Below are 25,090 nucleotides of genomic sequence, written 5' to 3' on the forward strand. Positions count from 1 at the left end.
CCGCCCCCCCCCCCCCGCCCCCCCCCGGCCCCCCCCCCCCCCCCGCGCCCCCCCCCCCCCCCCCCCCCCCCCCCGGGGGGCGGGCCCCCCCCCCCCCCCCCCGCCCCGCCCGCCCCCCCCCGCCTCAAGCGCGACCGCGACGGCCTGGTGCCCGCCATCGCCCAGCAGTACGACACCGGGGAGGTGCTGATGCTCGGCTGGATGGACGACGAGGCGCTGCACCGCACGCTGACCACCGGCCGCTGCACGTACTGGAGCCGCAGCCGCCAGGAGTACTGGGTCAAGGGCGACACCTCCGGGCACGCGCAGCACGTCAAGTCCGTGGCGCTGGACTGCGACGGGGACACCCTGCTGGTCAAGGTCGACCAGGTCGGCGCCGCCTGCCACACGGGCGAGCGCACCTGCTTCGACGCCGCGCCGCTGCCGCTGGGCTGAGCCGCGCGGAGCCGGACGGCCCGCGCCGCCGTGTGAGCCGGACGGCGCGGGCTCCGGGACGCACTACGCTGCCTCGCATGACGACGGGCACTGTCACCCCTGATCTTGAGACGTTTCGGGCGCTGGCGCGCGACCGCCGGGTCATCCCGGTCACCCGGCGACTGCTCGCCGACGGCGACACCCCGGTCGGGCTGTACCGCAAGCTGGCGGGGGAGCGGCCCGGGACCTTCCTGCTGGAGTCCGCCGAGCACGGCCGCTCCTGGTCGCGCTACTCCTTCGTCGGGGTGCGCAGCGACGCCACGCTGACCGAACGCGACGGCCGGGCGCACTGGCTGGGCAACCCGCCGGTCGGCGTGCCCGTCGACGGCGACCCGCTGGCCGCCCTGCGGGCCACCGTCGAGGCCCTGCACACCCCGCGCGACCTGCACTCCGACGGCACGCTGCCGCCGTTCACCGGCGGCATGGTCGGCTACCTCGGCTACGACGTCGTACGCCGCCTGGAGAAGCACGTCGGCGACCACGCCAAGGACGACCTGGGCCTGCCGGAGCTGACGATGCTGCTCACCTCCGACCTCGCGGTGCTCGACCACTGGGACGGCACGGTGCTGCTGATCGCCAACGCGATCAACCACAACGACCTGTCGACCGGCGTCGACGAGGCCTACGCGGACGCGGTGGCCCGGCTGGACATCATGACCGCCGACCTGGCCCGCCCGGTGCCCGCCTCGGCCTGCGAACTGCCCCCCTCCCGGCTGCCGGAGTACACCGCGCTGTGGGGCGGGGAGGCCTACCAACGGGCCGTCGAGGACGTCAAGGAGCGCATCCGGGCCGGTGAGGCGTTCCAGGTGGTGCCCTCGCAGCGGTTCGAGACGCCCTGCCCGGCGAGCGCGCTGGACGTCTACCGGGTGCTGCGCGCGACCAACCCCAGCCCGTACATGTACCTGCTGTGCTTCGACGGCTTCGAGGTGGTCGGCTCCTCGCCCGAGGCCCTGGTGAAGGTCGAGGACGGGCACGCGATGGTGCACCCGATCGCCGGGACCCGGCCGCGCGGGGCCACCCCGCAGGAGGACACCGCGCTCGCCGAGGAACTGCTCGCCGACCCCAAGGAGCGCGCCGAGCACCTGATGCTGGTCGACCTCGGCCGCAACGACCTGGGCCGGGTGTGCGAGCCGGGCAGCGTGGAGGTCGTCGACTTCATGTCCGTCGAGCGCTACAGCCACGTCATGCACATCGTCTCCACCGTCACCGGCAAGGTGGCCGAGGGCCGGACCGCGTTCGACGTGCTCACCGCCTGCTTCCCGGCGGGCACCCTGTCGGGTGCGCCCAAGCCGCGCGCGTTGCAGATCATCGACGAGCTGGAGCCGACCCGGCGCGGTCTGTACGGCGGCTGCGTGGGCTACCTGGACTTCGCAGGCGACTCCGATACCGCGATCGCCATCAGGACCGCGCTGCTGCGCGACGGCACCGCCTACGTCCAGGCGGGCGCGGGCGTGGTCGCCGACTCCGACCCGGTCGCGGAGGACACCGAGTGCCGCAACAAGGCGGCCGCGGTACTGCGCGCGGTGGCCACGGCGGCGGGCCTGTGACCGGCCGCCGCTGAGGCGCCTCGCCCCCGGGAACGCGGCCGTGCCGCTCCCCGGGGGTCGGGAGCGGCACGGCGCGGTGTCCGGGCCCGGGCGGGCCCTGGACCTTCGGTCAGCCCATGAAGGCGGTCAGACCGTTGGGGGTGCCCAGGCCCGTCGGGCCGTCGTAGCCGGGCTTGGCGGTGCACAGGTAGCTGCCGCCGCACGAACCGTTGGAGCCGGAGGTCACGTCGTTCAGCGACGAGGTGTGGCTGTACGGGAACGACGCCGGGGTCGAGCCGGAGGACGGGGTGCCCGCGTCCGCGTAGACCGAGGCGATGATCGGCGACGAGGCGCTGGTGCCGCCGAAGACCTCCCAGCCCGGGTCACCGCCGTAGGTGTCGTAGACCGCGACACCGGTGGCCGGGTCGGCGACCGCCGAGACGTCCGCGATGGTGCGCTTGGAGCAGCCGGTGTCCTTCTGCCAGGACGGCTTGGCGTCGTACGCCGAGCAGCCGGAGCCGGTGCCCTCGTCGGAGGAGGTGTTCCACACCGACTCGGACCAGCCGCGGGAGTTGGACGCCTTGCTCAGCGCCGTGCCGCCGACCGAGGTGACGTAGCGGGACGCGGCCGGGTACTCCGCGCCGTAGCCGCCGTCACCCGCGCTCGCGGTGACCGCGACGCCCGGGTGGTTGAAGTAGCTGCTGTCGTAGGAGGTGTCGGAGGACGACTCGCCGCCGCCGTAGGAGTTGGAGACGTACTTCGCGCCCAGCTTCACGGCCTCGTTGACCGCCGCGCCGAGGTTGGCCATCGACGCCGACTTCGCCTCGACCAGGATGATGTGGGCGTTCGGCGCGACCGCGGAGACCATGTCGACGTCGAGCGACTCCTCCTCCGCCCAGCCGGCGTCCGCGCTCGGCACCGAACCGCCGGTCTGGCCGACCTTCTTGAAGCAGCCGCTGGAGCTGCTGCAGGCGGGCAGCCCGAACTGCGAGCGGTAGGCCGCCATGTCCTTCTCGGCGTTGGGGTTGTCGTACGCGTCGACGATGGCGACGGTCTGGCCCGAGCCGCCGTTCGCCGGCAGGTTGTAGGCGCTGCGCAGGTCGGACGGGCCGTAGCCGGACGGCGCCGAGGCGAACGGGGAGACGCCGGAGGCGTGGGCGGCCACGGCGCCGCCGGTCACCTTCAGCGCGTCGCACGCCGCCCAGCCGGCCTGACGCGGCACGGCACAGGAGCGGACGGTGGACACGCCGTGCGTGGTTCTGGCGGCGCCCGCGGGCTGGGCGCCGGCCTGCGGAGCGGCGGCGAGGCCGGCGAGCGCGAGGCCCGCCACGGCGGTCAGGGAGAGCGTGGAGCGACGGAGCGTCTTGGGCATGGAGCTGCGCAACGTACTGCCTCCTGTGGCTGTCAGACCGGGAGTACATGGGGGTGACGGCCCGGGGCCGGGTCAGGGGTGGCCCGGGGCCGTTGTGCGCTGTGGTGCGGACGTGCGCTGTGCGGATGGCGCTGTGCGGTCGCGGTGCGTGGCCCGCGAAATGGTGTCGCGGTGCGTGTCGCACGGTGTGCGGTGTCGCGGTGCGGTGTCGCGTTGCGTTTCCAGCGGTGCGGTTTCGCGGTGCGAAACCGGCTGTGCGTGTCCGGCCGTGCGTGGAGCCCGTGCGGATCCGCCGGTCCGCGGGGCCCGGCGCGGGTCCGGGGAGGTCCGGAGCCGGGTCCGATATGCGGAAGCGGATCGCCGGAGAACGTATTATGACGAGCACACGTCAACAAGACGCTGTTGGGATTCCTTGCGTGTGCTTTACCGGTGCATGACATTCCGTTGGGGTTCCGCCGCCCCCGGCTGCCGGGCCCGCGAGGACAGGGGCGATAGTGGAAGGCGTGAGTCCCGCCGCCGTACCCCCGCCCCGCCCGTCCGCCACCGCCGAGCCGTCCGCGGGCGGCGCACCCGTAGAGACCGCGGAGCCGTCCGCGCCCGCCGGGACCGCGGACCCGTCTGCGGGCGGCGCGTCCGCCCAGCCGTCCTCGGGCGCCGCGCCGCGCCGACGTGCCCCCGGCCGCCGCAGCCTCGCCGCCGCGCTGGTCTCCGGCGCCGCCGGGGCCTCGGTCGTCCTGCTCGCGGCGGGCAAGACGTGGGCCACCGGATCGACCCTGGCCGCCGGGAGCCTCATCGCGATCAAGGCCTCGGGCAAGGACGTCACCGGGCTGCCGGACGCCCTCGCGCTGGTCGCCCTCGCCGCGCTGGTCGCGGTCTTCGCGGTGCGCGGCACCGGGCGCGTCGTGGTCTCCGCGCTCCTCACGCTCTGCGGCGCGGGCACGGTGGCGGCGTGCGTCGCCGGCGCCTCGGCCACCGGCGCGCTCAACGCCGCGGCCACCCGGGCCTCAGGGCTGAGCGACAGCACCGTGCGGCACGCCGCGCACACCGGCTGGCCGTGGGTCGCCGCGCTGGGCGGACTGCTGCTGCTGGCGGCCGGGGTGCTGGCGCTGGCGCGCGGCGCCGCGTGGCCGGCCATGGGGAGCCGCTACGAACGCCCCGGAGGCCCGCGCGCCGGGCGTCCCGGACGCACCGCACCCGACCCGGAGAACCCCGGCGAGATGTGGAAGGCGCTGGACCGCGGCGAGGATCCGACGGAGGACTGACCGCGCTCCGGCCGGGGCCGGGGCCCGGGCACCGGTCCGTCGCACGCCGCACCGGTGCCCCGCGCGACACCCGCCCGCGCGGTGCCACCCCCGCGCACGGCGGAGCCCACCCGCAGGGGACAATGGGGGGCGAGCGCGCGGAGTACGGCGCCGGAGCACACATCGAGGAGCATTGATGGCGGAAAACAGCCACAATCACGGACACACCCTGGCCGCTTGGACGGGCGTGACCATCGCCTTCATCGGTTTCTGCGTCTCGGCCGTCTTCACGGTCGCCGCCAAGCCGGTCGGTTTCTGGGCGGGTCTCGTCGTCGTCGTCCTCGGCGGCGTCGTCGGCATGGTCATGCGCGGCATGGGCCTGGGTGCCACTCCGAAGACGCAGAAGGCCGGGCACTGACCCTTCCGGCCGACGCCGCTTCCCGCTCGGTACGTCGCCCTCCCCGTGCCGTTCGGCCGGGCGCGGGGGAGAATCGGCTCCGTGCCGTCGATCGAGAAGCACCGTCCGCCGGTCGCGCGGGCGGGGACCACGCCGGTCCCCGCGCCGCGCGCCGCCGCCCCCACGACCGCCCGCAGGGTGGCCGTCCCGCTGACCACGCTCGCGGGCGCCGGGGCGGCTTTCGCGTACGTGGGCGCGGTCAACCCCAACCAGCCCGGCCACTACCCCGGCTGCCCCTTCCACGCCGTCACCGGGCTGTACTGCCCGGCCTGCGGCGGAACGCGCTGCGCGTGGGCCCTGGTCCACGGTGACCTGGGCACCGCCCTGCGCGACAACGCGCTGGCCGTCGTCGGCTTCGGGGTGTGCGCGGTGCTGTGGGCGCTGTGGCTGCGCCGCGAGGCACTCGGACGGAGCGCGTCCGGACGGCTGAGGATGCCGCGCGCCGGGTGGTGGGCGCTGGGCGCCGTGGTGCTGGCCTTCACCGTCGTACGGAACCTGCCGTTCGGCCACGCGCTGGCGCCCTGAGCGGACCCGCGCCGCCCCGGCGCCCGACCCGTGTCGTCCGCCGTCCACCGGGGTCCACGGAGCGAGACCCGTGGTCACCGGATGACGGACTGCCGCCGCCTGGCGGTTACCATCGCATTACCCGCGCACGATCGCGCTGGTGAACCGCAACGCCACCGGAAGGGGGCCGCTCGCGTGAGTGTGCTCGACGAGATCATCGAGGGAGTCCGCGCCGACCTCGCCGAGCGGCAGGCCCGCGTCTCCCTCGACGAGCTCAAGGAGCGGGCCGCCAGGGCACGCGCGGCCAAGGACGGCGTCGCCGCACTGCGTGGCGAGGGCGTCACGGTGATCTGCGAGGTCAAGCGGTCCAGCCCCAGCAAGGGCGCGCTCGCCGCGATCGCCGACCCGGCCGGACTCGCCGCCGACTACGAGGCGGGCGGCGCCGCCGTCATCAGCGTCCTCACCGAGCAGCGCCGGTTCGGCGGCTCGCTCGCCGACCTGGAGGCGGTCCGCGCCAAGGTCGACATCCCCGTGCTGCGCAAGGACTTCATCGTCACCTCGTACCAGCTGTGGGAGGCCCGCGCGTACGGCGCCGACCTCGCCCTGCTGATCGTCGCCGCGCTGGACCAGTCCGCGCTGGTCTCGCTGATCGAGCGCGCCGAGTCCATCGGGCTGACCCCGCTGGTCGAGGTGCACGACGAGGACGAGGTCGAACGCGCGCTGGACGCCGGGGCCCGGATCATCGGCGTCAACGCCCGCAACCTCAAGACCCTCCAGGTCGACCGCGGCACCTTCGCGCGCCTCGCGCCGGAGATCCCCGACCACATCGTGAAGGTCGCCGAGTCCGGCGTGCGCGGGCCGCACGACCTGATCGCCTACGCCAACGACGGCGCCGACGCGGTGCTCGTGGGCGAGTCCCTGGTCACCGGCCGCGACCCCAAGGCGGCCGTCGCCGACCTGGTCGCCGCCGGTGCCCACCCCGCGCTGCGGCACGGCAGGGACTGAGCGGGGAGAAGGACCGGACATGCGTATCGCCGCCCGACTGGCCAAGGGGTGCAAGCCCCGAGGCTGCCGCGCGCCCGCCCGCCGGGTGCTGGGCCGACGCGTGCGCTACGTCATCGGCGGCGAACCGGGCCAGGTCAACGGCATGCGATGGCGACGCGCCCGATAGGGGCGCGATGAGCCACCACGGGCGGGCGGGATGCCACTGTCCGGGGACGGACGGGCAGATGCCACTGTCCGAGGGGCTCACGGTCGTTTTGGGACCCACCGGCCGGTTGTGGCCGAGCGCGCAGTTCCCCGCGCCCCTTTCGGGGCGGGGGCGCCCCCATCAGGGGCGCGGGGAACTGCGCGACCAGCCACAACCCACCCGCGGTCGAGCGACCACCTCGAGCCCCACGGCGCCCGACCCCCCTCAAGACACCCACCGTGAGGTCCCCGCATGGCCACCGACAACGACTTCTTCATCCCGGACCCAGAGGGTCTGATCCCCACCCCCGCCGGTTACTTCGGCGCGTACGGCGGCAAGTTCATCCCCGAGGCGCTGGTCGCCGCCGTGGACGAGGTCGCCGCCGAGTACGAGAAGGCGAAGGCCGACCCGGCGTTCGCCGCCGAACTCGCCGACCTGCTGGTCAACTACACCGGCAGGCCCAGCGCCCTGACCGAGGTCCCGCGCTTCGCCGAACACGCGGGCGGCGCCCGCGTCTTCCTCAAGCGCGAGGACCTGAACCACACCGGCTCGCACAAGATCAACAACGTGCTGGGCCAGGCACTGCTCACCCGCCGCATGGGCAAGACCCGGGTGATCGCCGAGACCGGCGCCGGGCAGCACGGCGTGGCCACCGCCACCGCCTGCGCCCTGTTCGGCCTGGAGTGCACCGTCTACATGGGCGAGATCGACACCGAGCGCCAGGCGCTCAACGTCGCCCGCATGCGGATGCTCGGCGCCGAGGTCGTCGCCGTGAAGTCCGGCAGCCGCACCCTCAAGGACGCCATCAACGAGGCGTTCCGCGACTGGGTCGCCAACGTCGAGTCCACCCACTACCTGTTCGGCACCGTCGCGGGACCGCACCCCTTCCCCGCGCTGGTCCGCGACTTCCACCGGGTCATCGGCGTCGAGGCCCGCCGCCAGCTGCTGGAGCGCGCCGGACGGCTGCCGGACGCGGTCTGCGCCTGCGTCGGCGGCGGCTCCAACGCCATCGGCATCTTCCACGCCTTCCTGCCCGACGAGGACGTACGGCTGGTCGGCCTGGAGGCGGCCGGGCACGGCGTGGCCTCCGGCGAGCACGCGGCGACCCTGACCGCGGGCGACCCCGGCATCCTGCACGGCTCCCGCTCCTACGTCCTCCAGGACGAGGACGGCCAGATCACCGAGCCGTACTCCATCTCGGCGGGCCTGGACTACCCGGGCATCGGCCCCGAGCACTCCTACCTCAAGGACGTCGGCCGCGCCGAGTACCGGCCGGTGACCGACGACGAGGCGATGCAGGCGCTGCGGCTGCTGTCGCGCACCGAGGGCATCATCCCGGCCATCGAGAGCGCCCACGCGCTCGCCGGCGCGCTTCAGCTGGGCAAGGAGCTGGGGCCCGAGGGCCTGATCCTGATCAACCTCTCCGGCCGCGGTGACAAGGACATGGACACCGCCGCCCGCTACTTCGGGCTGTACGAGGCCAACGCCGTGGTCGAGGAGGACGCCAAGTGAGCGGCACCGTCGAGCTGTTGAACCGGACGCTGGCCGCCGCCCGCGCGGAGGACCGCGCCGCCCTCGTCGGCTACCTGCCGGCCGGCTTCCCGACCGTCGCCGACGGCGTCGCGACCGCGGTGGCGATGATCGAGGGCGGCTGCGACATCGTGGAGATCGGGCTGCCGCACTCCGACCCGGTGCTGGACGGCCCGGTCATCCAGACCGCGGACGACATCGCGCTGCGCGGCGGCGTGAGAATCGTGGACGTGCTGCGCACGGTCGGCGAGGTGCACGCCGCCACCGGCGCGCCCGTGCTGTGCATGACGTACTGGAACCCGGTCGACCGCTACGGCGCCGAGCGCTTCGCCGCCGACCTCGCCGAGGCGGGCGGCGCCGGGTGCATCCTGCCGGACCTGCCGGTCGAGGAGTCCGGGGCGTGGCGGGCGGCCGCCGAACGGCACGGGCTCGCCACGGTCTTCGTGGTGGCCCCCAGCAGCCGCGACGAGCGGCTGGCGACCATCACCGCGGCGGGCTCCGGCTTCGTCTACGCGGCCTCGCTGATGGGCGTCACCGGCACCCGCGCGTCGGTCGGCGCGTCGGCCGAGGACCTGGTGCGGCGCACCCGGGCCACCACGGACCTGCCGGTCTGCGTGGGCCTCGGGGTCTCCAACGCCACCCAGGCCGCCGAGGTCGCCGCCTTCGCGGACGGCGTCATCGTCGGCTCCGCCTTCGTCAAGCGGCTGCTGGACGCGCCGGACACCGCCTCCGGCATCGAGGCGGCCCGGCACCTCGCCGGGGAGCTTGCCGCCGGGGTGCGCAAGCGCGGCTGACGCCTCCCGTCCGGGATCCATCCCTCGTTCGGGCGAATTGAGTGCCGGGGACGCGCGATCGCGCGTCCCCGGCGCGTTGTTCACGGGTGTGACTGAGAACAACCGTGACGCAAAGCGCAGCGCCCGCGAGCGGATGCAGCAGGAGCGCGAGCGGGAGAAGGCCCGGGCCAAGCGCAAACGCGCCGCGCTGGTCGGCGGCTCGATCGTCGCCGTGCTGGTGGTGGCCGCCGTGATCGGCGTCGTCGTGGCGAACAACAAGTCGGGCTCCAGCAGCGGCCCGGTCGCCGCCCCGCCCGGCGCCACCGGCAAGGACGACCTGGCGATCCCCGTCGGAGCCGCCAACGCGCCCTCCACCCTCACGGTGTACGAGGACTTCCGCTGCCCGGCCTGCGACGCCTTCGAGAAGACCTACCGCACCACCGTGCACCAGCTGATGGACAGCGGGCAGCTGCGCGGCGAGTACCACCTCGTCCGCCTCATCGACGGCAACCTCGGCGGCACCGGTTCGCTCAACGCGGGCAACGCGGCGGCCTGCGCGCAGGCGGAGGGCAGGTTCCGCGCATACCACGACGTGCTGTACGACAACCAGCCGAACGAGGAGGACGACAAGTTCGCCGACAAGAACTACCTGATCCAGCTCGCCGGCAAGGTCCCCGGGCTGAAGACCCCCGCCTTCACCTCCTGCGTGGACAAGGGCACGTACAACACCTGGGTCAACAAGTCCAACGCCGACTTCAACAGCGCGGGCTTCGGCTCGACGCCGACCATCCTGCTCAACGGCAAGAACATCTACAACAACCAGAGCAACCCGCTCACCCCGGACAAGCTGAAGGCGATGGTGGCCGCCGCGAACAAGGGCAAGCCGCTGGGTTCGGTGAGCCCGTCGCCCGCCTCCGCCCCGCAGCCCGGCGCCGCCTCGCCCACCCGCACGGGCACCGCCTCCCGCGGCACGGAGGGCACGGAGGGCACGACCGGGACCCGGAGCGGAGCCACCGCCGGGACCGGCCCCGGCCTTGAGCCCCGCACCGGGACGGGCGAGCGGACCGGCTCGGGCGAGCGGACCGTGACCGGAACGGGGACCGGGACCGGCCCTGAGACCGGGAGTGGGACCGGGGCAGGGACCGGCTCGGGCGCCGGGGGATCGGGGGTCGCGGGGCCCGCTCGCAGCGGTGGCGAGGCCCCGGAACAGGGCACTGGAGCGGGCGGCGCCGCGGTGCCCGGAAGCGCCGTCGGCACCGGCTGATCCCGTACGTGTTACGCACCCGTAGCCGGGCGGGTTGCCCCCGCGCCCGCCCGGCACGGTAGCGTCGGAGTCGCCATGGACCTCGCATACATCCCCAGCCCCTCCCGGGGCGTCATCTACCTGGGCCCGATCCCGCTGCGCGGGTACGCCTTCTGCATCATCATCGGCGTCTTCGTCGCCGTCTGGCTGGGCGGGCGCCGCTGGGTGGCGCGCGGCGGGGTCAAGACGACCGTCGCCGACATCGCTGTCTGGGCGGTGCCCTTCGGCCTGCTCGGCGGGCGCCTGTACCACGTCATCACCGACTACGAGCTCTACTTCGGCAAGGGCAAGGACTGGGTCGGCGCGTTCAAGGTCTGGGACGGCGGTCTCGGCATCTGGGGCGCGGTCGCGCTGGGCGCGGTCGGCGCCTGGATCGGCTGCCGCCGCCGCGGCATCCCGCTGCCCGCCTACGCCGACGCGGTGGCCCCCGGCATCGCCATCGCGCAGGGCATCGGGCGCTGGGGCAACTGGTTCAACCAGGAGCTGTACGGCGGCCCGACCAAGCTGCCGTGGGCGCTGAAGATCGATCCGGCGCACCGGCCGGCCGCGACCCCCGACATCGGGCTGTACCACCCGACGTTCCTGTACGAGTCGCTGTGGGACATCCTCATCGTCGCGACCCTGGTCATCTGGGCCGACAGGCGCTTCAAGCTCGGCCACGGCCGCGCCTTCGCCCTGTACGTGGCGTTGTACTGCGTGGGACGCGGCTGGATCGAGCACATGCGGGTCGACTACGCCCACCACATCCTGGGCCTGCGGCTCAACGACTGGACCGCGATCATCGTCTTCCTGCTCGCCGTCACGTACATCGTGATCTCGGCACGCCGCCACCCGGGCCGCGAGGCGGTCGTGGAGCCCACCGCGCAGGCCGCGCGGGAGGAGGCCGACGGCGACGACGCCGAGCCCGGTGCCGCGGACGCCGAGGGCGCGAACGACGAGGCCGCGGACGCCGAGGGCGGGACGCCGGACGCCGCACCCGTACGGGACGACGGCGAGCCGCACGAAGGCACCGCGCACTCCGTGGCGGACGCCGACGCGGGGGCGTCCAAGCGCACCTGAGCACGGCCGGACCCACCTGACCGAGGCCGCCGGAACGACTCGTTCCGGCGGCCTCGGTGTCGGTCACGACCCTCGTGAGCAGGCCCTTTGGGCAGCCTTTCCTTGCTGGCAGCGGGTCGTTGACATGCGTATCTTCGAGGTCGAGGAGGGGGCCGCGCGGTCGCCGCCCGGCCGGAAGGAGAACGCGGGACCATGACCACGACCGTCGAGAACGAGACCGGTAGCGCCGGCTACCACGTGTCGCACCACACCCACCGTGACGTCAACGGCGGCTGGCTGCGTCCCGCCGTCTTCGGCGCGATGGACGGCCTGGTCTCCAACTTCGCGCTGATGACGGGCGTGGCGGGCGGTGACGTCGCCACCAAGACGATCATCATCACGGGGCTCGCGGGTCTCGCCGCGGGCGCGTTCTCCATGGCGGCGGGGGAGTACACCTCGGTCGCCTCCCAGCGCGACCTGGTCCAGGCCGAGCTGGACATCGAGCGCCGCGAGCTGCGCCGCAACCCGCACGACGAGCTGCGGGAGCTCGCCAAGCTCTACGAGTCCCGGGGCGTCGAGCCGGAGCTGGCCGCCGAGGTGGCCCGCCAGCTGTCCACGGACCCGGAGCAGGCGCTGGAGATACACGCCCGCGAGGAACTGGGCATCGACCCCACCGACCTGCCGTCGCCGCTGGTCGCGGCGGTCTCCTCGTTCGGCTCTTTCGCGGTGGGCGCGCTGCTGCCGGTCCTGCCGTACCTGCTGGGGGCCACCAGGCTGTGGCCCGCGCTGATCCTGGCGCTGCTGGGGCTGTTCGCCTGCGGCGCCGTGGTGGCCCGGGTGACGGCGCGCTCCTGGTGGTTCAGCGGGCTGCGGCAGCTGGTGCTGGGCGGGGCCGCCGCGGGCATCACGTTCCTGCTGGGCACCCTCTTCGGCACCGCGGTCGGCTGACCCGGCCCATGGGCGGGGTGTGGGCCGCACCACAGGGTCCTTGTTGTTACCCGCTCGTTTCGACAGGCTTTCGGCGGGGCATCAGACCCAAGCGCCGGGGCAACGCCGCCCTGCGCGCACCCCGGAGCCACTGGGCCCGGAACCCCCGCCCGAAAACCCTTCATTGTCCACATGGTGGAATTCGGTATCCGCTTTTCGAGATCCCGGCCATCATGTAACCTGCACGAACTCGCAGAGGGCCAGCGTCGTCCCTGTTGCGCCGTGACATATCCGGCGGCACTACATGCCACGACGACGGGAGAGCCGATGCGTTCCGCGTCCACGCACTCCGGGCCCGGCACCAGCCGGTCCTTCATGGACGGGCGTCCCGCCCCGCAGGGGATGTACGACCCCCGCAACGAGCACGACGCGTGCGGCGTCGGCTTCGTGGCCACCCTCACCGGCGAGGCGGACCACGCGCTGGTCGAGCGGGCCCTGACCGTCCTGCGCAACCTGGAGCACCGCGGAGCCACCGGATCCGAACCCGACTCGGGCGACGGCGCCGGGATCCTCGTCCAGATCCCGGACGCCTTCCTGCGCGAGACGGTCGACTTCACCCTTCCGGCCCCCGGCGGCTACGCGGCCGGCATCGCCTTCCTCCCGGTGGACGACCAGGCGCGGACCAAGGCCGTCGACTCCATCGCCCGGATCGCCGCCGAAGAGGGCCTGGAGGTCCTGGGCTGGCGCGAGGTCCCGGTCGCCCCCGAGCTGCTGGGCGCGACGGCCCGCTCCACCATGCCGTACTTCTCCCAGCTCTTCGTCGCCGACGCCACCGGCGGCCGCACCGGCCTGGAACTGGACCGCCCGGCGTTCGCGCTGCGCAAGCGCGCCGAGCGCGAGGCGGACGTCTACTTCCCCTCGCTGTCCGCGCGCACCATCGTCTACAAGGGCATGCTGACCACCGGGCAGCTGGAGCCGTTCTTCCCCGACCTGTCCGACCGCCGCTTCGCCACCGCCATCGCGCTGGTCCACTCGCGGTTCTCCACCAACACCTTCCCGAGCTGGCCACTGGCCCACCCGTACCGCTTCGTCGCGCACAACGGCGAGATCAACACGGTGCAGGGCAACCGCAACTGGATGCGGGCCCGCGAGTCGCAGCTCGCCTCCGAGCTGGTCAAGGGCGACCTGGAGCGGCTCTTCCCGGTCTGCACCCCCGACGCCTCCGACTCGGCCTCCTTCGACGAGGTGCTGGAGCTGCTGCACCTCGGCGGGCGGTCGCTGCCGCACAGCGTGCTGATGATGATCCCCGAGGCGTGGGAGAACCACGGCTCCATGGACCCGGCCCGCCGCGCTTTCTACCAGTACCACTCCACGATGATGGAGCCCTGGGACGGCCCGGCCTGCGTCACCTTCACCGACGGCACCCTGGTCGGCGCCGTGCTCGACCGCAACGGACTGCGCCCCGGCCGCTACTGGGTCACCGACGACGGCCTGGTCGTGCTCTCCTCCGAGGTCGGCGTCCTGGACATCGCGCCCGAGAAGGTCGTGCGCAAGGGCCGCCTCCAGCCGGGCCGGATGTTCCTGGTCGACACCGCCGAGCACCGGATCATCGAGGACGACGAGATCAAGGCGTCCCTGGCCGCCGAGAAGCCGTACGCCGAGTGGCTGGAAGCCGGGCTGATCGACCTGACGGAGCTGCCGGAGCGCGAGCACATCGTGCACACCCACGCCTCCGTCACCCGTCGCCAGCAGACCTTCGGCTACACCGAGGAGGAGCTGCGGGTCATCCTGGCGCCGATGGCCAGGACCGGCGCCGAGCCGATCGGCTCGATGGGCACCGACTCGCCGATCGCCGCCCTCTCCTCCCGCCCCCGGCTGCTGTTCGACTACTTCACCCAGCTGTTCGCGCAGGTCACCAACCCGCCGCTGGACGCCATCCGCGAGGAACTGGTCACCTCGCTGATCTCCGCGGTCGGCCCCCAGGGCAACCTGCTGGAGCCCACCCCGGCGGCCTGCCGCAACGTCACCCTGCCGTTCCCGGTCATCGACAACGACGAGCTGGCCAAGCTCATCCACATCAACGCCGACGGCGACCTGCCGGGGCTCGGCGCCGCCACCCTCTCCGGCCTGTACCGGGTCGCGGGCGGCGGCGACGCGCTGGCCGCCCGGCTCGCCGAGATCTGCGCCGAGGCGGACGCCGCGATAGAGGACGGCGCCCGGCTGATCGTGCTGTCCGACCGGCACTCCGACGCCGAGCACGCGCCGATCCCGTCGCTGCTGCTGACCTCGGCCGTCCACCACCACCTGATCCGCACCAAGAAGCGCACCCACGTCGGCCTGCTCGTCGAGGCCGGTGACGTGCGCGAGGTGCACCACGTCGCGCTGCTCGTCGGCTACGGCGCCGCCGCGGTCAACCCGTACCTGGCCATGGAGTCGGTCGAGGACCTGGTGCGCGCGGGGACGTTCCTCGGCGAGACCGAAGCCGAGGCGGCCATCGGCAACCTCATCAAGGCGCTGGGCAAGGGCGTGCTGAAGGTGATGTCCAAGATGGGCATCTCCACCGTCGCCTCCTACCGCGGCGCCCAGGTCTTCGAAGCCGTCGGCCTGGACGAGGCGTTCGTCGACACCTACTTCCACGGCACCACCACCAAGATCGGCGGCGCGGGCCTCGACGTCGTCGCCAAGGAGGTCGCCGCCCGGCACGCCAAGGCCTACCCGGCCTCCGGCATCGCGCCCGCCCACCGCCGCCTGGAGATCGGCGGCGAGTACCAGTGGCGCCGCGAGGGCGAACCGCACCTGTTCGACCCCGAGACCGTCTTCCGGCTCCAGCACGCCACCCGCTCGCGGCGCTACGACATCTTCAAGAAGTACACCGAGCGGGTCAACGAGCAGTCGACGCGGCTGATGACGCTGCGCGGCCTGTTCAACCTCAAGGCGGGCGAGCGGCCGCCGGTGCCGCTGGAGGAGGTCGAGCCGGTCTCCGAGATCGTCAGGCGGTTCTCCACCGGCGCCATGTCGTACGGCTCCATCTCGCTGGAGGCGCACCAGACGCTGGCCGTCGCGATGAACCAGCTCGGCGGCAAGTCCAACACCGGTGAGGGCGGCGAGGACCCCGAGCGCCTCTACGACCCGGCCCGGCGCAGCGCCATCAAGCAGGTCGCCTCCGGCCGCTTCGGCGTCACCAGCGAGTACCTGGTCAACGCCGACGACATCCAGATCAAGATGGCCCAGGGCGCCAAGCCCGGTGAGGGCGGCCAGCTGCCCGGCCACAAGGTCTACCCGTGGGTGGCCAGGACCCGGCACTCCACGCCCGGCGTCGGCCTGATCTCGCCGCCGCCGCACCACGACATCTACTCCATCGAAGACCTCGCCCAGCTCATCCACGACCTGAAGAACGCCAACCCGGCGGCCCGCATTCACGTGAAGCTGGTCTCCGAGGTCGGCGTCGGCACGGTCGCGGCGGGCGTGTCCAAGGCGCACGCGGACGTGGTGCTGATCTCCGGCCACGACGGCGGCACCGGCGCCTCGCCGCTGACCAGCCTCAAGCACGCCGGCGGCCCCTGGGAGCTGGGCCTGGCCGAGACCCAGCAGACGCTGCTGCTCAACGGGTTGCGCGACCGCATCGTGGTGCAGACCGACGGCCAGCTCAAGACCGGCCGTGACGTGGTCATCGCCGCGCTGCTGGGCGCCGAGGAGTTCGGCTTCGCGACCGCGCCGCTGGTGGTCTCCGGCTGCGTGATGATGCGGGTGTGCCACCTGGACACCTGCCCGGTCGGCATCGCCACCCAGAACCCGGTGCTGCGCGAACGCTTCAGCGGCAAGCCGGAGTTCGTCGTCAACTTCTTCGAGTTCATCGCCGAGGAGGTCCGCGAACTCCTGGCCGAGCTGGGCTTCCGTTCGATCGAGGAGGCCGTCGGCCGCGCCGAGCTGATCGACACCGGCCGTGCGGTGGACCACTGGAAGGCCCAGGGTCTCGACCTCGCCCCGCTGCTGCACGTGCCCGACCTGCCCGAGGGCGCCGCCCGCCACCAGGTCGTCGTCCAGGACCACGGCTTGGAGAAGGCGCTCGACAAGGAGCTGATCCGGCTCGCCGCCGACGCCCTCGACAATGGGGCCCCGGTCCGCGCCCAGGTCGCCATCCGCAACATCAACCGCACCGTCGGCACCATGCTGGGCCACGAGGTGACCCGGCGGCACGGCGGCGCGGGCCTGCCCGACGACACCATCGACATCACCTTCACCGGTTCCGCCGGGCAGTCCTTCGGCGCGTTCCTGCCCAAGGGCGTCACCCTGCGGCTGGAGGGCGACGCCAACGACTACGTCGGCAAGGGCCTGTCCGGCGGGCGCGTCGTGGTCCGCCCCGACCGCGGCGCCGACCACCTCGCCGAGTACTCCACCATCGCCGGCAACACCCTCGCCTACGGCGCCACCGGCGGCGAGCTGTTCCTGCGCGGCCGGGTCGGCGAACGCTTCTGCGTCCGCAACTCCGGCGCCACCGTGGTCTCCGAGGGCGTCGGCGACCACGGCTGCGAGTACATGACCGGCGGCCGGGCCGTCGTGCTGGGCGAGACCGGACGCAACTTCGCGGCCGGCATGTCCGGCGGCATCGCCTACGTGCTCGACCTGGACCCCGACAAGGTCAACACCGGCCTGGTCGGCGTCGAGGAACTGGACGCCGACGACATCAAGTGGCTGCACGACGTGGTGCGCCGCCACCAGGAGGAGACCGGATCCACCGTCGCCGAGACGCTGCTCGCCGACTGGGGAACGACCCTCACCCGCTTCGGCAAGGTCATGCCGAGGGACTACAAGGCAGTGCTCGCCGCCAAGGTCGCCGCCGAGCAAGCGGGGCTCACCGAGTCCGAGACCACGGCCAAGATGATGGAGGCGGCACATGGCTGACCCGAAGGGCTTCCTGACCACCGAGCGGCAGATCGCCACCACCCGCCCGGTCGAGGAGCGCGTCAAGGACTGGAACGAGGTCTACGTCCCCGGCTCCCTGCTGCCGATCATCTCCAAGCAGGCCGGGCGCTGCATGGACTGCGGCATCCCGTTCTGCCACAACGGCTGCCCGCTGGGGAACCTCATCCCCGAGTGGAACGACTACGCCTACCGCGACGACTGGCGGGCGGCGAGCGAGCGGCTGCACGCGACCAACAACTTCCCCGAGTTCACCGGCCGCCTGTGCCCCGCGCCGTGCGAGGCCGCCTGCGTGCTGGGCATCAACCAGCCGCCGGTGACCATCAAGAACGTCGAGGTCACCATCGTCGACAAGGCGTGGGAGAACGGCGGCGTCACCCCGCAGCCGCCGGACCGCCTGTCGGGCAAGACGGTCGCCGTCATCGGCTCGGGTCCCGCCGGACTCGCCGCCGCCCAGCAGCTCACCCGGGCCGGTCACACCGTCGCCGTCTTCGAGCGGGCCGACCGCATCGGCGGACTGCTGCGCTACGGCATCCCCGAGTTCAAGATGGAGAAGCGGCACATCAACCGCCGCATCGAGCAGATGCGCGCGGAGGGCACCAAGTTCCGCACCGGCGTGGAGATCGGCCGCGACATCGACGCCGCCGGACTGCGCAGGCGCTACGACGCCGTGGTGATCGCCGCGGGCGCCACCACCGCCCGCGACCTGCCGGTCCCCGGACGCGAACTGAACGGCGTCCACCAGGCGATGGAGTTCCTGCCGCTGTCCAACAAGGTCCAGGAGGGCGACTACGTCACCTCCCCGATCTCCGCCGAGGGCAAGCACGTCGTGGTCATCGGCGGCGGCGACACCGGCGCGGACTGCGTGGGCACCGCCCACCGCCAGGGCGCGGCCTCCGTCACCCAGCTGGAGATCATGACCCGCCCGGCGGACGAACGCCCGGCGCACCAGCCGTGGCCGACGTTCCCGATGACGTACAAGGTCACCTCGGCGCACGAGGAGGGCGGCGAGCGGGTCTACGCCGTCAACACCGTGCGGTTCGAGGGCGACGAGGACGGCAACGTGCAGTGGCTGCACCTCGTCGAGGTCGAGTTCGTCGACGGCAAGTTCGAGCCGAAGCCCGGCAGCGAGCGGAAGATCCCCGCGCAACTGGTCACCCTCGCCATGGGTTTCACCGGCACCGACGCCAAGAACGGCCTGGTCGAGCAGCTCGGCCTGGAGCTGGACGAGCGCGGCAACATCGCCCGCGACGAGCACTTCGCCACCAACGTCGGCGGCGTCTTCACCGCCGGTGACGCGGGCCGCGGCCAGTCGCTGATCGTCTGGGCGATCGCCGAGGGCCGCTCCGCCGCCCGCGCCGTCGACCGCTACCTCACCGGTGCCAGCACCCTGCCCGCCCCGATCCGCCCCACCGACCGGGCCCTGACGGTCTGACGGCCCGACACGCCTTTCCTGGCCCCCTGTCACCCGTCACCCCGTCACGAAGACGGCCGTACAACGACGTACGGAACCGATGCGGCGCCTGCCCTCCCCGACCTGGGCAGGCGCCGTGCCAACCCTGCTGCCTCCCCGGCCTGTTCGGCACCCCCCGGCCCGGACTGCGCCGTCGTCACGCCGTAGCCTGGCGACGCTGACGACAACACACCGGGGAGGGGCCGTGGTCGAGCACCGCGACATCGAAGTGGGCGGAATCCGGCTGCACATCGCGGAGGAGGGCGAGGGGCCGCTCGTCCTGCTGCTGCACGGCTTCCCCGAGTGCTGGTACTCCTGGCGCCACCAGTTCGCGCCGCTGGCCGCCGCCGGATACCGGGTCGTCGCCCCCGACCAGCGCGGCTACGCCCGCAGCGACCGACCCGCCGACGTCGACGCGTACACCATGCTGCACCTGGTCGGCGACGTCATCGGCCTGATCCACGCGCTCGGCGAGGAAGAGGCCGTCGTCGTCGGCCACGACTGGGGCGCCCCCGTCGCCTGGACCACCGCGCAACTGCGGCCCGACGTGGTCACCGCCGTCGTGGGCCTGAGCGTCGCGCCCACCCCGCGCGGCGCGGTGCCGCCGCTGCGGGCGATGGACGAGAAGTTCGACGGCCGGTTCTACTGGAACTACTTCGCCGAGCCCGGCGTCGCCGACGCCGAACTCGGCCGCGACCCGCGCACCACGTTCCGCACCACGCTGTGGGCCGCCAGCGGTGACAACCCGCACAACGACCCGCCCTCCCAGCCGCTGGTCAAGCCCGGCCGGGGCTTCCTGAGCGCCCCGGCGCCGGAGAAGCTGCCGCCGTGGATCAGCGAGGACGACATCGACGTGTTCACCGCCGAGTACGAGGGGGCGGGCTTCACCGGCGGCCTCAACTGGTACCGCAACCTCGACCGCAACTGGGAGCTGACCGCCGCCTGGGACCACGCTCCCATCCGGCAGCCCGCGCTCTACGTCACCGGCGACCGCGACCTGGTGTACCGCTTCCCCGGCATGGACCAGCTGCTGCCCAACCTCACCGCGCTCCACCCCGGGCTGCGCGAGCCGGTCGTGCTGCCCGGCTGCGGCCACTGGACCCAGCAGGAACGCCCCGCCGAGGTCAACGCGCTGTTGCTGGAGTTCCTGGACTCCGTCCACGGCTGAGCGACGGGGCGGGGCACGTCGCCGCGGCCGGCAGGGGGCAGGCGGCTCGCGGCGGGGGCAGGCTGCGCGGGGCAGCGGGGCGCCTCGTCGCGCGCGGCGCGGGGAGCGCGCGGTCGGTAGAGTGCGCCCCATGCCGGACGATCTGCCGCGCCCCGAACCCTTCACCCAGCGCACCGACCCCGCCGCGCTGGAGGACCTGCGCGCACGGCTGCGCGCGACCCGCTGGCCGGACCGGCCCGAGGACGCCGGATGGTCGCTGGGAACGGACCTCGACTACCTGCGCGACCTCGTCGCGTACTGGGCCGACGGCTTCGACTGGCCCGCGCGGGAGGCCGAGCTGGCCCGGCTGCCCCGCTACCGGGTACGGCTCGGCGGCCTCGGCATCCACTTCGTGCACGCGAAGGCCGCCGCGCCCGCCGGGACCGCGCTGCCGCTGGTCCTGAGCCACGGCTGGCCCGACTCGTTCTGGCGCTACACCAAGGTCGTCGACCTGCTGACCGATCCCGGCGCGCACGGCGCCGACCCCGCCGACGCCTTCGACGTGATCGTGCCCGACGCGCCCGGCTTCGGCTACTCCGACCGCCCGGCCGGCGAACCGCTCAACTCCCCCCAGGTGGCGGGCCTTTGGGCGCAACTGATGGACGTCCTCGGTCATCCGCGCTTCGGCGCCGCGGGTGGCGACATCGGCAGCCACGTCAGCCGCTACCTCGCCCTCGACCACCCCGACCGGGTCGTCGCCGTCCACCGCACCGACGCCGGCATCCCCGTCCACACCGGCGACCCGGCCGAGTTGACCGCGTCGGAGCGCGCCTGGTTCGACGAGGTGGCGGCCTGGAGCGCGGCCGAGGGCGCCTACGCGGCGATCCACCGCACCAAGCCGCAGACCGCCGCCGTCGGCCTCAACGACTCACCGGCCGGGCTCGCCGCGTGGATCGTGGAGAAGATGCGCGCCTGGAGCGACTGCGGCGGCGACGTGGAGCGCGCCTTCACCCGGGACGAGATCCTCACCAACGTCACGCTCTACTGGCTCACCGGGACCATCGGCTCCTCGATGCGCATGTACCGCGCCAACTCCCTCATCCCGCCCGCGCAGCTCGCCCGCCGGGTCGAGGTGCCCTCCGGCTTCTCGATCTTCGCCGGTGACGTCGTCCGCCCGCCCCGCGCCTGGATGGAACGCACCGCCAACGCCGTCCGGATCACCGAACCGGAGCGCGGCGGCCACTTCGCCGCGTTCGAGCAGCCCGAGCTGTACGCCGAGGAACTGCGCGCGTTCTTCCGCCCCTACCGGGAAGCCGCGCGCTGAGCCCTGCCATGTGCTGAGTCCGGCCACGCGCTGCCCCGTACCCCGGCCGCTCAGGTGTCGCACTCCAGCTCCGTGCGGCACAGCCCGCACCGCGCGGTGAGCCGCCCGCGCACCGGCACCCGGATGCGCTGGTGGCAGGTCGGGCAGGGGAATGACACCCGCAGCACGCCGCCGGTGCGCTCGAACGCGTAACCGGGGCCGTCCGGCCGGGTCTCCGCCAGCCGCACCCCCGGCGCGCGCAGCACCTGCTCGGCGTGGCGCCGGTCGGCCGCGTACCGGCGGCGGGCCGCCCACCCCGCCCCCAGCAGCGGCGGGCGCCGCAGGTCGTCCCTGGCCCGCGCCAGCCCCGCCCGGTAGGCGTCGCGGGCCTGCGGGCTGGAGAACCACGGCTCGATGTCGTCGCCCAGCGCCAGCGCCCGCTTCGCCAGCACGTAGCCGAACTCCTCCGGCGTCAGGTAACCCAGCTTCAGCGCCTGCCGCACCAGCCGGTCGCCGCGTACGGTGCTCTCCTCGCGGTACGCGTCCAGCAGCAGCCATCCCGCGCCCAGGTAGGCGCTCGTGGTGTCGGTGAGGATCTCGTTGTCCCGCACGCCCGGGTACTCCAGGCCCAGCCGGTGCAGGTAGACGTGCGTCACCTCGTGCGCCAGGCACGCGCCGATGTCCCTGCGGTCGTCCTTGAAACGGGAGTTGAGCTCCACGAAGTACTCCGGGCCCGCCGTCAGCTCCACGCTGCCCGCGTGCACCATGTCGCGGAACGCCACGATCACCCGCGCCCGCGGCAGCCGCAGATGGGCCACCATCGCCGACGCCACCCGCTGCGCCCCCAGGTGCACGTCCTCCTCGGGCCCGATCCACACCTGCTCCGGCAGCACGCTCGCCGGGAACGCGCTGACCGTGTCGTACGACAACCGTTTGTACAGGGCGGTCAGGCTGGAGCGGACGGTCTCCAGATGCGGGAACCCGTGCACGATCGGCCCGGCACCCGGCCCCGACGTCCCCGGATCCTCGGCTCGACGGGTCACGCCCACCTCCCCCGCGACTGTCCGGCGCCCCGGCTTCCCTACCACCCGCGCCGACCCTTACGAGCGTACGTGCTGCGCCCCGCCCGCCGCGCCGTACACCTCGGACGGCGCGGAGCGGCTGACGCGGGCGGTGCGGGACGGCTGAGGCGGTCGGCGCGGGGCGGCTGGCCCGGGCTGCGGCGTCGTACGGCGTCCGCGCGGGTGTTCGCGACGGGAGAACCCACCGGAGTGGGAAAGGGCGTTGGCCGGGGTGCGGGTGTGGGGCAGCATGTGCGCATGTCGCCACTCACCCGTGCCGAGGCCGAGATCCGGGCCCGCCTGCTGACCGTCCACCACTACGCGATCGACCTCGACCTGACCGGGGGCGACGAAACGTTCCGTTCCACCACCCGCGTCACCTTCTCCGCCGCCGAACCGGGCGCCGGGACCTTCGTCCAGGTCAAGCCCGCGACCCTGCGGCGCGTCGTGCTCAACGGCCGGGAACTCGACCCCGCCGCGCTCGACGGCAACCGCCTGCCGCTCACCGGCCTCGCCGCGGACAACGAACTGCTCGTCGAGGCCGACATGCGCTACTCGCGCACCGGCGAGGGCGCCCACCGCTTCACCGACCCCGCCGACGGCGAGACCTACGTCTACTCGCAGTGCTTCCTGGAGGACACCCAGCGCATCTTCGCCTGCTTCGACCAGCCCGACCTCAAGGCCGTCTTCGACCTCACGCTCACCGTCCCGCCCGGCTGGACCGCGCTCGGCAACGGCATCGCCCACCGCGACCCCGACCACGAGGGCCGCTTCACCTTCGCCACCACCCCACCGCTCAGCACCTACCTGATCGCCTTCGCCGCGGGCCCGTACCACAGCGTGCACACCGAACACGCCGGGCTCCCCCTCGGCCTGCACTGCCGCCGCTCCCTCGCCGAGCACCTCGACCGCGACGCCGAGGAACTGTTCGACATCACCCGCCGCTCCTACGACCACTACGCCCGCGTCTTCGACGAGCCCTACCCGTTCGACTCCTACGACCAGGCGTTCGTCCCCGAGTTCAACGCGGGCGCGATGGAGAACCCCGGACTGGTCACCTTCCGCGACGAGTTCGTCTTCCGCTCCGCCGTCACCGACGCCGAACGCCAGTCGCGCGCCATGGTCGTCGCGCACGAGATGGCCCACATGTGGTTCGGCGACCTGGTCACCCTGCGCTGGTGGGACGACATCTGGCTCAACGAGTCCTTCGCCGAGTACATGGGCTTCCAGGTCATCAGCGAGGCCACCCGCTTCACCGGCTCCTGGACCGCGTTCGCCGTCACCCGCAAGAGCTGGGGCTACGACGCCGACCAGCGGCCCAGCACCCACCCCGTCGCCCCCTCCGCGGAGGACGTCGGCGACACCGCCTCCGCCCTCGGCAACTTCGACGGCATCTCCTACGCCAAGGGCGCCTCCGCGATCCGCCAACTCGTCGCCTGGCTCGGCGAGAAGACCTTCCTCGCCGGCGTCAACGACCACATCACCCGCCACCGCTTCGGCAACGCCACCCTCGCCGACTTCACCGACTCCCTCGCCCGCGCCGCCACCGACCGCGACGTGCGCGACTGGGCGGAACGCTGGCTGCGCACCACCGGCGTCGACACCCTCACCGCCCACGTCGACGAGACCACCGACGACGGCTGGCGGCTGCGGCTGGAACGGGACGGCTCCCGGCCGCACCACCTCGCCGTCGCTCTCCACGACCGCGCCGCGGACGGCACCCTCGTACCGCGCGGGACGGACGGGCTCGACCTGCCCGGCGACGCCGTCCTGGCCGGCTCCGGCCCGCGCCCGGCGCTCGTGCTGCCCAACGCGGGCGACCTCACGTACGCCAAGGTGCGCCTCGACCCCGGCTCGTGGACCACCGTCACCGAGTCGCTGTCCGCCGTCCCCGACCCGCTCGACCGCGCCCTGCTGTGGACCACCGCCCGCGACCTGGTACGCGACGCCGAACTCCCGCCCGCCGCCTACCTCGACCTGATCGACGCCCACCTGCCCGCGGAGACGGACGTCTCGGTCGTCAGCGGCGTCCTCACCTTCGCCCGCACCGTCCTCGCCGACACCTATCTCGCCCCCGCCCGCCGCGACGACGCCCTGGACGTCATCGCTAGCGTCGCCCGGCGTCTGCTGGAGACGGCCGGCGACCCGGGCCTGCGGCTCGCCGCCCTGCGCTCCCTCATCACGAGCGCCACCCCCGGCGAACGCGCCGCCGAACTCGACGACTGGCTGCGCACCGGCCAGGCCCCCGGCGGCCTCGTCCTCGACCCCGAACTGCGCTGGCGGGCCCTGGCCCGGCTCAGCACGCTGGGCCTCGCCGACGAGACGCGCATCGCCGCCGAACTCGACCGCGACCCCAGCTCCACCGGACACGAATCCGCCGCCACCTGTCGCGCCGCGCTCCCCGACGAACAGGCCAAACGCGCCGCCTGGCACGCCCTGTTCGAGGACGACACCACCACCAACAACCTCACCATCGCCCTCGCCACCGGCCTGTGGCAGCCCGAACAGCACGCGCTGCTGGGGGAGTTCGTCCCCCGCTGGTTCGACGCCGCCGCCGCGAGCGCCGCCCGGCGCGGACCCGCCATCGCGGCCGCCCTCACCCGCCACGGCTTCCCCGGCCACGCCGCCGAACCCGCCGTGCTCGCCACCGGCCGCGCCCACCTCGACCGCGACGACCTCACCCCCGCGTTCCGCCGCGGTCTGACCGACTGCCTGGACGACCTGGCCCGGGCGATCCGCGTACGGGAGGCGATCCCCGTACGGGAGGCGTGACGGCCTCGCGCTGAAGGGGGCGCGCGGCGGCTTGAGTTGAGGGGGCGTGCTGCGGCTCCGGATGCGGTGCGGAGGGCGCGCGGCGGCTTGAGTCGAAGGG

18 protein-coding genes and 1 pseudogene are annotated in these 25,090 nt (G+C 73.4%); 17 read left to right on the forward strand and 2 right to left on the reverse strand.

Annotated elements, in window-relative coordinates; translation table 11 throughout:
- Positions 1 to 114 precede the first annotated feature (114 nt).
- Both hisI and K7472_RS21340 read left to right on the forward strand, forming a co-directional pair.
- Positions 115 to 435, forward strand: a pseudogene (gene hisI / locus K7472_RS21335) (phosphoribosyl-AMP cyclohydrolase); the annotation flags it as partial.
- A gap of 77 nt (positions 436 to 512) precedes the next feature.
- Positions 513 to 2,021: an anthranilate synthase component I gene (locus K7472_RS21340; protein WP_222980119.1), complete on the forward strand. Its 1,509-nt coding sequence runs from the start codon at positions 513 to 515 to the stop codon at positions 2,019 to 2,021.
- 109 nt (positions 2,022 to 2,130) lie between these two features.
- Here the strand turns inward: K7472_RS21340 and K7472_RS21345 are convergent, their stop codons facing one another.
- Positions 2,131 to 3,372 carry a S53 family peptidase gene (locus tag K7472_RS21345; protein WP_252396009.1) on the reverse strand — a complete coding sequence of 414 codons (1,242 nt, stop codon included), beginning with the start codon at positions 3,370 to 3,372 and terminating at the stop codon, positions 2,131 to 2,133.
- Between the two features lie 494 nt (positions 3,373 to 3,866).
- On the opposite strand from K7472_RS21345, the gene K7472_RS21350 reads away from it, so the two are divergent.
- The 14 genes from K7472_RS21350 to K7472_RS21415 all read left to right on the forward strand — a co-directional run bounded on the left by K7472_RS21350 (position 3,867) and on the right by K7472_RS21415 (position 21,178).
- Positions 3,867 to 4,634, forward strand: a complete 768-nt coding sequence (locus K7472_RS21350) for a TIGR02234 family membrane protein (RefSeq protein ID WP_372458010.1) — start codon at positions 3,867 to 3,869, stop codon at positions 4,632 to 4,634.
- A 175-nt stretch (positions 4,635 to 4,809) separates the two neighbouring features.
- Entirely contained in the window at positions 4,810 to 5,031 is a 222-nt protein-coding gene (locus K7472_RS21355; protein WP_222980122.1) for an HGxxPAAW family protein, read from the forward strand.
- Between the two features lie 81 nt (positions 5,032 to 5,112).
- Positions 5,113 to 5,595: a DUF2752 domain-containing protein gene (locus K7472_RS21360; protein WP_372458011.1), complete on the forward strand. Its 483-nt coding sequence runs from the start codon at positions 5,113 to 5,115 to the stop codon at positions 5,593 to 5,595.
- Between the two features lie 174 nt (positions 5,596 to 5,769).
- Positions 5,770 to 6,579, forward strand: a complete 810-nt coding sequence (gene trpC / locus K7472_RS21365) for an indole-3-glycerol phosphate synthase TrpC (protein ID WP_222980123.1) — start codon at positions 5,770 to 5,772, stop codon at positions 6,577 to 6,579.
- Positions 6,545 to 6,745, forward strand: coding sequence for a tryptophan biosynthesis modulator TrpM (gene trpM, locus K7472_RS21370; RefSeq protein ID WP_372458012.1), 201 nt, complete (start codon positions 6,545 to 6,547; stop codon positions 6,743 to 6,745). The genes trpC and trpM overlap by 35 nt, the downstream gene beginning before the upstream one ends.
- 270 nt (positions 6,746 to 7,015) lie before the next feature.
- Positions 7,016 to 8,275, forward strand: a complete 1,260-nt coding sequence (trpB, locus tag K7472_RS21375) for a tryptophan synthase subunit beta (RefSeq protein WP_222980124.1) — start codon at positions 7,016 to 7,018, stop codon at positions 8,273 to 8,275.
- On the forward strand, positions 8,272 to 9,087 hold the full coding sequence (gene trpA, locus K7472_RS21380) for a tryptophan synthase subunit alpha (protein WP_222980125.1): 816 nt from the start codon (positions 8,272 to 8,274) through the stop codon (positions 9,085 to 9,087). Before trpB ends, trpA begins: the two co-directional genes overlap by 4 nt.
- An 88-nt stretch (positions 9,088 to 9,175) precedes the next feature.
- Positions 9,176 to 10,330: a DsbA family protein gene (locus tag K7472_RS33520; protein ID WP_222980126.1), complete on the forward strand. Its 1,155-nt coding sequence runs from the start codon at positions 9,176 to 9,178 to the stop codon at positions 10,328 to 10,330.
- Positions 10,331 to 10,405: 75 nt separating this feature from the next.
- Positions 10,406 to 11,428, forward strand: coding sequence for a prolipoprotein diacylglyceryl transferase (lgt, locus tag K7472_RS21390; protein ID WP_222980127.1), 1,023 nt, complete (start codon positions 10,406 to 10,408; stop codon positions 11,426 to 11,428).
- Positions 11,429 to 11,620: 192 nt separating this feature from the next.
- Entirely contained in the window at positions 11,621 to 12,355 is a 735-nt protein-coding gene (locus K7472_RS21395) for a VIT1/CCC1 transporter family protein (protein WP_222980128.1), read from the forward strand.
- Positions 12,356 to 12,661: 306 nt separating this feature from the next.
- Positions 12,662 to 17,236, forward strand: a complete 4,575-nt coding sequence (gene gltB / locus K7472_RS21400) for a glutamate synthase large subunit (RefSeq protein ID WP_222980129.1) — start codon at positions 12,662 to 12,664, stop codon at positions 17,234 to 17,236.
- Positions 17,229 to 18,689 (forward strand): glutamate synthase subunit beta, encoded by a 1,461-nt coding sequence (locus tag K7472_RS21405; RefSeq protein ID WP_222980130.1) that lies wholly within the window; start codon positions 17,229 to 17,231, stop codon positions 18,687 to 18,689. The genes gltB and K7472_RS21405 overlap by 8 nt, the downstream gene beginning before the upstream one ends.
- Positions 18,690 to 18,912: 223 nt before the next feature.
- Complete coding sequence (locus K7472_RS21410) at positions 18,913 to 19,875, forward strand: alpha/beta fold hydrolase (protein WP_308014017.1); 963 nt, start codon at positions 18,913 to 18,915, stop codon at positions 19,873 to 19,875.
- Between the two features lie 130 nt (positions 19,876 to 20,005).
- Positions 20,006 to 21,178, forward strand: a complete 1,173-nt coding sequence (locus tag K7472_RS21415; RefSeq protein ID WP_222980132.1) for an epoxide hydrolase family protein — start codon at positions 20,006 to 20,008, stop codon at positions 21,176 to 21,178.
- Between the two features lie 50 nt (positions 21,179 to 21,228).
- Here the strand turns inward: K7472_RS21415 and K7472_RS21420 are convergent, their stop codons facing one another.
- Positions 21,229 to 22,200: a hypothetical protein gene (locus K7472_RS21420; RefSeq protein WP_222980133.1), complete on the reverse strand. Its 972-nt coding sequence runs from the start codon at positions 22,198 to 22,200 to the stop codon at positions 21,229 to 21,231.
- Between the two features lie 276 nt (positions 22,201 to 22,476).
- Between K7472_RS21420 and pepN the strand changes: the two genes are divergently transcribed.
- Positions 22,477 to 24,990, forward strand: coding sequence for an aminopeptidase N (gene pepN, locus K7472_RS21425; RefSeq protein ID WP_222980134.1), 2,514 nt, complete (start codon positions 22,477 to 22,479; stop codon positions 24,988 to 24,990).
- Positions 24,991 to 25,090: the final 100 nt, after the last annotated feature.

Origin of the sequence: Streptantibioticus parmotrematis, from assembly GCF_019890615.1 — a bacterium.
GTDB lineage: Bacteria > Actinomycetota > Actinomycetes > Streptomycetales > Streptomycetaceae > Streptantibioticus_D > Streptantibioticus_D parmotrematis.